This is a genomic window from Kitasatospora sp. NPDC127116 (assembly GCF_042677365.1).
Classification (GTDB): Bacteria; Actinomycetota; Actinomycetes; order Streptomycetales; family Streptomycetaceae; genus Kitasatospora; species Kitasatospora lactacystinica.
In genome coordinates this window covers 1-9,038 of the sequence record NZ_JBHXTL010000226.1, presented here as the reverse complement: position 1 = coordinate 9,038, position 9,038 = coordinate 1, and the positions used below count along the sequence as shown (strand labels likewise).

The following is a 9,038-nucleotide window of genomic DNA, read 5'->3' as shown; positions in this document are numbered from 1 at the left end:
CCGTGTGCCCGGCCCGGCCCGCCGTCGGGGCGGATCAGTCGACGATCTCCATCTGGCCCATCATGCCCGCCGAGGAGTGCTCCAGCATGTGGCAGTGGTACATGTAGCGGCCGAGGTAGTCGGTGAAGGTCGCCTGGACCCGGACCGAAGTACCGGGCGGAAGCGGCACGGTGTCCTTCAGGCCGGCGTCACCGGGCAGCGGCGGCCGGCCGTCCCGGTCGAGCACCCGGAACTGCGCCAGGTGCAGGTGGAAGGAGTGCTGGATCGGACCGTACTTGGTGGCGCTGTCGCCGTTGGTGACCGTCCAGATCTCGGTGGCACCGCGGCGGACCCGCTGGTCGACCCGGTCCGGGTCGAAGGGCAGGCCGTTGACCAGGCCGGTCGGCGTGCCGTTCAGGTCGAAGGAGAGCGTCAGCTCGCGGTGGACCGTGGCCGGCGGCAGCTCGGGCAGCGGCCGCAGGACGGCCGGCACACCGCTGCGGTCGCGCGCCCGGCGGTCAACCGCGAACTGCAGCACCGGCTCGATCCGGTCGTCGCCGGTGTACTGGCCCTGGTTGGTGAGCGCCGCCCTGCTGCCGACCGCCAGCCCGGAGAAGTCCACCACCAGGTCCACCCGTTCACCGGCGGCGAGCGGGAAGTCCGTCCCCGTCCGGTCGACCGGCGCGGGCAGCAGACCGCCGTCCGAGCCGATCTGGAGGACCGGCAGGGAGCCGAAGTTCAGCTTCAGGAACCGCAGGGTCGAGCTGTTCAGCAGGCGCAGGCGGTACTTGCGGGCGGCCACCGGGAAGTACGGCTTGGAACGGCCGTTGACCAGGATCACGTTCCGCTTCGCCGGATCGCCGTGGACCAACTGCCCCGCGGCGTCGAACTCGGCGTCCCGGATCGCGATCGGCACGTCGTACTCGTCCCTCGGCAGGTCGTGCCGGCGCTCGTCCTCGCCCTCGATCAGGTAGAAGGCGTGCAGGCCGCGGTAGACGTGCTCGGCCTCCGCGTGGTGGCTGTGGTCGTGGTACCAGAGGGTGGCCCCGGGCTGCCGGTTCGGGTACTCGTAGCGGCGCTCGCCGCCCGGGTCGATCAGCTGCATCGGGTGGCCGTCGCTGTCCGCCGGGACGTGGCCGCCGTGCAGGTGCACGTTGACGGCCTCGGGCAGCCGGTTGCGGTAGGTGACCAGCACCCGGCGGCCCTCCCGGGCCCGGATCGTCGGGCCGACGAAGCTGCCGCCGTAGGTCAGGCAGCTGGTCCGGACACCGGGGACCAGCTCCAGGTCGGCGGTCAGGACGTCGAGCCGGTAGACGTCGGTGTCGTCGGTCCGCGCCACCGGCCGCAGGGTCGGCGGCACCGGCATCCGCACGGAGAACGGCCCCTTGGGCGTCCCCCGGCCGATCGGTGCGGGGGGCAGCGGGTCCCCGCCGGCCACGGCGCCCACCGGCAGGCCCACCCCGGTCACCGCCGCGAGGCCCGCGAGGCCCAGGAATCTTCGTCTGTACACAGTGTCCTCCCCACGTCGGTCCCCATGCGGTCGCATGCGGTCGCTGCCGGTGCGTCAGGCGTAGCTCACGACCGCGCGGAAGCGGACCTCACCGCGTTCCACCCGTTCGAGCGCCTCGGCGACCCGCTCCTTGGGGAAGGTCTCGATCAGCGGCGTGACGGCCCCGGACGCGACCAGGTCGAGGGCCTCGGTGAGCTGGTCGAGGCCGTTGTGGGTGGCGCCGATAACCTGCTGGCGCTGCGCCCAGAACGGGCTGGTGGGCGGGATCGTGAAGGAGTCGACCGGGTCGATGGTGGCGAGCACGAGCCGGCCGTTCGGGCGCAGTCCCTGGAGGGTCTCGGTCGCGGCCCGGTAGGAGGTGCCGGTCACCAGGACCACGTCGGCGCCGCCGGCCGCCCGCAGCTGCTCGCCGTCGGCGACCACGTGGTCCGCGCCGAGCGTGCGGGCCAGCTCGTGCTTGTCCGGCGAGCGGGTGACGGCCACCGTCTCGAAGCCGGCGGCACGGGCGAACTGCACGGCGAGGTGGCCGAGTCCGCCGATCCCGAGGACGGCGACCCGCTCGCCCGGCTCGGGGTTGGCGGCGCGCAGCGCGCTCCACGCGGTGTACCCCGCGCACAGCACGGGCGCCGCGGCCTCGTACGACAGGGCGTCCGGCAGCAGCACCGTGCTGGCGGCCGACACCGCGACGTACTGCGCGTGACCGCCCTGCACGGTGAGGCCGCTCATCACCGACTCGGGGCAGTTCATCCCGGACTGCCCGGTGAGCGGGAGGTTGAGCCGGCAGTAGTCGCACCGGCCGCAGGTCGCCTGCACCCACGTGGTGCCGACCCGGTCCCCGACCCGGCGGGTGGTCACGCCCGGGCCGACCTCGACGACCTCCCCGGCGGCCTCGTGACCGACCACCACCGGGTCGAGCGGCGGGAAGGGGAAGACACCCTGGCTGACCCAGAGGTCGTTGTGGCAGACCCCGCAGGCGTGGACCCGGATCAGTACCTGACCCGGACCTGCCGTGGGGGTGGGGATCTCGCGCAGTTCCCAGCGCGCCTTGGCCTCGGGTACGACGGCTGCCCACATCGGACGGACCTCCCTTTCGTGTCAGCGGTTTCGCGGCGTGAGGCGGACCGGGAGGGTCTCCACGCCGTTCATGATGAAGGTGACCTGCGGTGCCAAGTCCTTGTCGGGGACGGCGAGTTCGATGTCGGGGAAGCGCCGGAACAGCGCGGCGAGCGCGATCTCGGCCTCCATTCGGGCCAGCGGCATGCCGATGCAGCGGTAGACGCCGTGGCCGAAGGAGAGGTGCTCCTTGTCCGGCCGGGCGGCGTCGAAGGCGTCCGCGCTGTCGCCGTGCACGGTGCGGTCGCGGCCCACCGCCGCGAAGTTGATCAGGACCGGGTCGCCCTTGGCGATGACGACGCCGCCGATCTCGATGTCCTCCACCGCGAAGCGGAAGGGCAGGTGGGCGACCGGCGCCTCGACGCGCAGGGTCTCCTCGATCACGTCCGACCAGCTCACCGCGCCGCTGCGCAGCAGCGCCAGCTGGTCGGGGTGGGCGAGCAGGGCCCGGGTCGCGTTGGCGAGCAGGTTCATCACCGGCTCGGTCCCGGTGGCGAGCAACAGGTGCAGGGTGCCGACCAGTTCGGAGTCGTTCAGCCGGGAGCCGTCCTCCTCCTGGGCCTGGACCAGGTCGCTGGTCAGGTCGTCCCCGGGGCTGCGGCGCTTGGCCTCGACGAACTCCTGCATCTCCCGGTGCCACTGCTCGACGTTGGCCGCCGACTCCTCGGGGGTGAGGGTGGTGTCGATGTTCGCCTCGCCGCCGCGCAGCATCTGCGCGCGGTCCTCGGCCGGCACTCCGAACAGGTCGCAGATCACCCGGGCGGGCATCGGGCGGGCGAAGCGGGCCTTGAGGTCCAGCACCTCGCCGGGTTCGCAGCGGTCCAGCTCGTCCAGCAGCTCGTCGACGGCCTTCTCGACCTCGGCCCGCATGGCCTCGACCCGGCGCGGGGTGAAGGCCCCGGCGGTCAGCCGGCGCAGCCGGGTGTGGTCGGCGCCGTACCGGGTGGTGAGGTTGTCCATCAGCACCCAGCCGATGAGCGGGAAGTCCTCGCCGATCCTGCCCTCGGCGAAGGCCGTCCAGTGCTGGCGCGGGTCCTTGGACAGCCGGTGGTCGGTGAGGGCCTGGCGGGCGGTCTCGTGGTCGGTGATCGACCAGCCGAGCACGCCGCCGGGCAGTTCGATCCGGGCGACCGGGCCGTTCGCCCGGATCCGCGCGCCCTCGGCGTGGATGTCGTGTCCGGCGGGGTCGATGACGACGGGTTCGGGGATTGCCATGGGGATCCTCCGGGCGGTCGGTGGGAACGGCGGGCAGGGCATGCCGGACAGGGCCGCTCGGTGCGGCCCTGTCCGGTGGGGCGCCGGCTACAGGTAGAGGGTGTTGGGCCCGAGGCCGCAGGCGACCCGTCCGTACAGTTCGAGGTTGGTGTTGGGGTGCAGGATGCCGTGCAGGTTGAGGGTCTGGACGTCCCGCTCGATGCGCTGGATCGGGACGGTGGTGTAGATCGAGGAGCCGCCGCTGGCGGTGTTGAGGATGTCCACCGCCTCCTTGGTGCGCGAGCAGACGGCACCGAGGTCGAGCCTGATCCGGGCCCGCTCCTCCAGGGTCCACTCCTCGCCGGTGGGGCCCTTGGTGTCGATCAGGGCGGCGGCGCGGTGGGCGTGGAACTCCACCTCGTCGATCCTGGTGATGGCATCGGCCACCTGGAGGTGGGTCACCGGGGCCTCGGCCTGGTTGGCGTACTCGGTGTAGCTGATCTTCCGGCCGGGGAGCCGCTCGAAGAACGCCTCCTTGGCGGCCTTGGCCAGCCCGAGCGCCGGCGCGGCCACCGTGGCGCACGCGGTGGGCATGAACGGGGCCCGGTAGATGGGCGATTCGGCGTTCGCCAGGGAGCGGTGCCGGCCCTGGAGCACCGGGACCATCGGCAGCACCCGCGGCTCGGGGACGAACAGGTCGGTGGCGACGGTGGTGACGCTGCCGGAGCCGCGCAGGCCGGTGGTGTGCCAGTCGTCGACGATCTCCAGGTCCGCCAGCGGGACGGCCACCATGATCGGCTGCGGCCCGTCCGGGGTCATCAGCACGGCCGCGTTGGTGTTCCAGGAGCTGTGCAGCGCGCCCGAGTTGAACGTCCACTTGCCGTTCAGCAGCACGCCGCCGTCGACCGGAACGGCGACCGCGGTCGGGCTGAGGATGCCGCTCACCCGCACGCCCGGGTCGGCGAAGATCTCGTCCTGCACCTCGTCCGGGAACAGGCCGGCCATCCAGGAGCTGATGGCGTAGACCGCCATGACCCAGGCCGTGGAGCCGTCGCCGCGGGCCAGCTCGGCGATCACGTCCACCGCGGTGCGCATGTCGGATTCGTAGCCGCCGTAGCGGACCGGCACCCGGATCTGCAGCAGTCCGGAGTCGGTCAGCGCGGCCAGCGTCTCGTCGGACAGCCGGCGGTGCTCCTCGTGCCACAGCGCGTTCTTCTGCAGCAGCGGCACCAACTCGGCTGCACGGCTCACCAGTTCTTCCCGGGACGGGGATTCCTTGGCAGTCATCGGGGGCTCCTCCGAAGTGGGCGGCCCACGCGGAACGGGTTGGCCGTCCGGGCCGCGGTCGTTGATCGGCCCTGTCGAGGCTGGCAGCCGGGCGGGATGCCCGCATCTCCCGGATTGCGGCGCGTCCGGAGCGTGTCCAGGCCACCCTGGTGTCCAACGATCCATCGCAATCGGGAAGTTGTCACCCGTCGGGGGCCGGTGTGAGGCTGGCCGTCACCCGGCCGCCGTGATCGCGGCCGGGACCACCGGAGAAGGAGAGAGCCATGTCCGCCACTCCCCCGCCCAACTCCCCCGAGGCCTCCGCGCTGCGCGCCGTTCCGGAGCGGATCGTCGCGGCCTGGGCCGCCCAGGACGCCGACGGCTTCGCCGAGGTCTTCACCGAGGACGCGACGCTGATCCTGCCCGGCGACATCTACCTGACGAGCCGTCAGGCGATCCGCGCGTTCATGACCCAGGCCTTCGCCGGCCCGTTCAAGGGAACCCGGGTCACGGGCGAGCCGGTGTCGGTCCGCCCGCTGGCCGCGGACGTCGCCGTGCTGGTCACCCAGGGCGGCGTGCTGGCCCCCGGGGACACCGAGGTGACGGCCGAGCGGGCGATCCGCGCGACCTGGGTGCTGGCCCGCCAGGGCTCCGACTGGCGGATCGCCTCGTACCAGAACACGCCCATCGCCGCCTGAGACCCGGCGGGCCGGTCCCGGCCCGCGCTGCCCGCACCTCCGATCCGAGCGTCCACTGAGAGGACCCGGCATGCGCCCCTTCCGTATCGACATCCCGCAGGAAGCCCTCGACGACCTGGACCGCCGGCTCGCGGCGACCCGCTGGCCCGGTGAACTGCCGGGCGTGGGCTGGCAGCGCGGGGTTCCGCTCGGCTACCTGAAGGAGCTGGCCGAGTACTGGCGCACCGGCTTCGACTGGCGCAAGGCCGAGGAGCAGCTCAACGCGTTCCCGCAGTTCCTGACCGAGATCGACGGCGTGGACATCCACTTCCTGCACGTGCGCTCGCCGGAGCCGGCTGCCACGCCGTTGATCATCACCCACGGCTGGCCCGGCTCGGTGGTCGAGTTCCTGGACGTGATCGGGCCGTTGACCGACCCGCGGGCGCACGGCGGCGATCCGGCCGACGCGTTCCACGTGGTCATCCCCTCGCTGCCCGGCTACGGCTTCTCCGGCCGCCCCCGGGAGACCGGCTGGGACACCGCCCGGGTCGGCCGGGCCTGGGCCGAGCTGATGCACCGCCTCGACTACGACCGGTACCTCGTCCAGGGCGGCGACTGGGGCATGCCGGTCTCCCTCCAGCTCGGTCTGGCCGATCCGGCGCACGTCGCCGGCGTCCACCTCAACATGCTCGCCACCTTCCCGCCGCAGGACCCGGCCGAGTTCGCGAACCTGGACGGGGCGGACCTGGCCAGGCTGGAGTTCGCCGCGCACTTCGAGCAGGACGGGGCCGGCTGGCGGAAGATCCAGTCCACCCGGCCGCAGACCGTCGGCTACGGCCTGACCGACTCGCCGGTGGGCCAACTCGCCTGGATCGTGGAGAAGTTCAAGGAGTGGACGGCCGCGGAGACGGCGCCGGAGGACGCGGTGTCCCGCGACCGGCTGCTGACCAACGCGGCGATCTACTGGTTCACCGCCTCCGCCGCCTCCAGCGCCCAGCTCTACTACGAGTCCAACCGGCTGGACTCCGACTTCGTCCGCACCTGGGCCGGCCCGTGGCCGCTCGCCGCGCCGGTCGGGGTGGCCGTCTTCCCGCAGGACGCCGTCCGGCCGATCCGCCGCTGGGCCGAGCGGATCCTCCCGACCCTCGCCCACTGGTCCGAGTTCGAGCGCGGCGGGCACTTCGCCGCGCTGGAGGAGCCCGAGCTGTTCGTCGGCGACGTCCGGGCGTTCGCGCGCCGGGTGCGCTGACCGCCGTCCATCCCGCACGGCGGCCGGGCAGCCGGTCCGCCACCATTCGTCCAGGCCCGGGTCGAGCAACGACACCGAGCGGAAACGGAGTTGCCTTGTCCGTCATTCTGAAGACCCGCGGCGCGGGGCGGCGCGGTCGCCGCACCCCGGGCTGGCTGGCGTTCACGGCGCTGGCCGCCGCGGCGCTGGCGATCGCACCCGGCATGGCCGCCCCCGACCCGGCCGCCGCGGGCACCGAGAACGCCCGGGGCGACTACGACCGCCGGGTCCACCCACAGGACTGGGCCCTGTCCAACGGCGGTCTGACCAACACCAGGAACGTCACCCGGACACCGATCGACTCGCACAACGTCAAGAACCTCAAGGTGAAGTGGCGGCTCCCGCTGGAGGGCGACCCGACCTTCGCCGGCATCATGGCGTCCAATCCGATCGTCGTGGGCGACACGGTCTATCTGATCAGTCTCAACTCCGACGTCACCGCGGTGGACAAGGAGACCGGGAAGGTCCGCTGGAAGCGCGTCTTCAACAGCCCCTCGGTCGGGCCGAACGGCGTGGCCTACGCGCGCGGCCTGCTCTTCGGCACGACGTTCACCGGCGTCTTCGCACTCGACCCGGCGACCGGCCGGACCGTCTGGTCACGGGAGCTGATCGCCTCCGGCGAGGGCGGCATCGACGTCGCTCCCCAGGTGTACGAGGACACCGTCGTGGTCAGCACCGTCCCGAACACCTTCGGCAAGTACGTGCCGGGGGCCATGGGAACGATCTTCGCGCTGGACACCGCCACCGGGAATCCGCGCTGGAGCTTCAACACGGTCAAGGACGGCGACCTCTGGGGCCACCCGGAGATCAACAGCGGCGGCGGGACCTGGTTCGCGCCGGCCCTCGACGAGCACGGACGGCTGTTCGTCGCCGTCGCCAACCCCGCCCCGCTCCCCGGCACGCCCGAGTACCCCAACGGCAGCAGCCGGCCGGGCCCCAACCTCTACACCAACTGCCTGCTGGCGATGGACAGCAGGACCGGGAAGCTGCTCTGGTTCCAGCAGACCGCGCCGCACGACCTGCGGGACTACGACCTCCAGGACCCCCCGATCGTGACCACCGCGACGGTCCGCGGCAAGCGCACGGAGATCGTGGTGGCGGCGGGCAAGATGGGCAAGGTCTACGCCTACCGGGCCGACGACGGAACCCCGCTGTGGACCCTGCCGGTCGGCACCCACCTGAACGACGAGGGTCCGCTGCCGGACACCCCGACCACCGTCCTGCCGGGCATCATCGGCGGGGTGGAGACGCCGATGGCGCTCTCCCGCGGGCGGCTCTTCGTGCCCTGGGTCGACAATCCCGCCAAGCTCGACTCCCGGGGCGGGCTGCAGCTGCCCGACTACACCGTGGGCCGGGGCGGCCTCACCGCCGCCGACGTGGCGACCGGCAAGGTGCTCTGGCAGCGGGACCTGCCGCAGATGGCGCTCGGTGCCGCCACGGTGGCCAACGACGTGGTCTTCACCTCCACCTTCGACGGCCAGGTCTACGGCTTCGACACCACCACCGGCGCGACCCTGTGGACGGCCAGGACACCGGCCGGCATCATCTCCTTCCCGGCCGTGAGCGGCAACCTGCTCCTGGTCGGTGCGGGCGCCCCCGCGTTCTCGACCAAGCCGTCGTTCGAGCTGATCGCCTACTCGCTCTGACCCTCCTCCGCGTACCGCCCCGCCCCTGACGACCCGACGGCCACCGGCCCGGCATCCACGCCGCGCCGGTGGCCGTCGTGCGTGCGGCCGCGGGGCGTGCCGTGCGCGCGGCCGTTGCGACGGGTCGCGCGACGTCCGGCGGGACGGCACGACGGAAGAACTCCGGCGGCACGACGGAAGAACTCCCGAAAATTCTCCCGCTCGATGTCGATCCGCGGCGCCCGGCTCCGTCTACCAAGTGCCGGGCCTGGACCCCGGCCGTCGGGGCTCCGAGCCTCGACACGGTCGCGGGGGGCCGGGGCGGAGGGGACGCCCGCCCCCGCGGCCCGCGGGCGCCCGACCCCCCCCGCAGAGGGGCCGGCCCG

At 72.8% G+C, this 9,038-nt stretch carries 7 protein-coding genes; 3 read left to right on the top strand and 4 right to left on the bottom strand.

The genetic code is table 11. The features are described from left to right. Positions 1 to 34 precede the first annotated feature (34 nt). The 4 genes from ACFVHV_RS42350 to ACFVHV_RS42335 form a co-directional block, all read right to left on the bottom strand. Positions 35 to 1,489, bottom strand: coding sequence for a multicopper oxidase family protein (locus tag ACFVHV_RS42350; protein WP_380359010.1), 1,455 nt, complete (start codon positions 1,487 to 1,489; stop codon positions 35 to 37). A 54-nt stretch (positions 1,490 to 1,543) separates the two neighbouring features. Then, a complete protein-coding gene (locus tag ACFVHV_RS42345; RefSeq protein ID WP_359912897.1) occupies positions 1,544 to 2,563 on the bottom strand; it encodes an alcohol dehydrogenase catalytic domain-containing protein in 1,020 nt (339 codons plus the stop codon). Positions 2,564 to 2,584: 21 nt separating this feature from the next. Continuing rightward, complete coding sequence (locus ACFVHV_RS42340) at positions 2,585 to 3,817, bottom strand: cytochrome P450 (RefSeq protein ID WP_359912894.1); 1,233 nt, start codon at positions 3,815 to 3,817, stop codon at positions 2,585 to 2,587. Positions 3,818 to 3,904: 87 nt separating this feature from the next. Further along, entirely contained in the window at positions 3,905 to 5,083 is a 1,179-nt protein-coding gene (locus ACFVHV_RS42335; RefSeq protein ID WP_359912891.1) for an acyl-CoA dehydrogenase family protein, read from the bottom strand. A gap of 263 nt (positions 5,084 to 5,346) precedes the next feature. On the opposite strand from ACFVHV_RS42335, the gene ACFVHV_RS42330 reads away from it, so the two are divergent. From ACFVHV_RS42330 to ACFVHV_RS42320, 3 genes are all read left to right on the top strand, one after another. Beyond that, the gene (locus ACFVHV_RS42330) at positions 5,347 to 5,760 is read left to right on the top strand and encodes an SgcJ/EcaC family oxidoreductase (RefSeq protein WP_359912889.1); all 414 of its coding nucleotides are present in this window, start codon (positions 5,347 to 5,349) and stop codon (positions 5,758 to 5,760) included. 70 nt (positions 5,761 to 5,830) lie between these two features. After that, positions 5,831 to 6,988, top strand: coding sequence for an epoxide hydrolase family protein (locus ACFVHV_RS42325; RefSeq protein WP_359912887.1), 1,158 nt, complete (start codon positions 5,831 to 5,833; stop codon positions 6,986 to 6,988). Positions 6,989 to 7,083: 95 nt separating this feature from the next. Beyond that, positions 7,084 to 8,673, top strand: coding sequence for a PQQ-binding-like beta-propeller repeat protein (locus ACFVHV_RS42320; RefSeq protein WP_359912885.1), 1,590 nt, complete (start codon positions 7,084 to 7,086; stop codon positions 8,671 to 8,673). Positions 8,674 to 9,038: the final 365 nt, after the last annotated feature.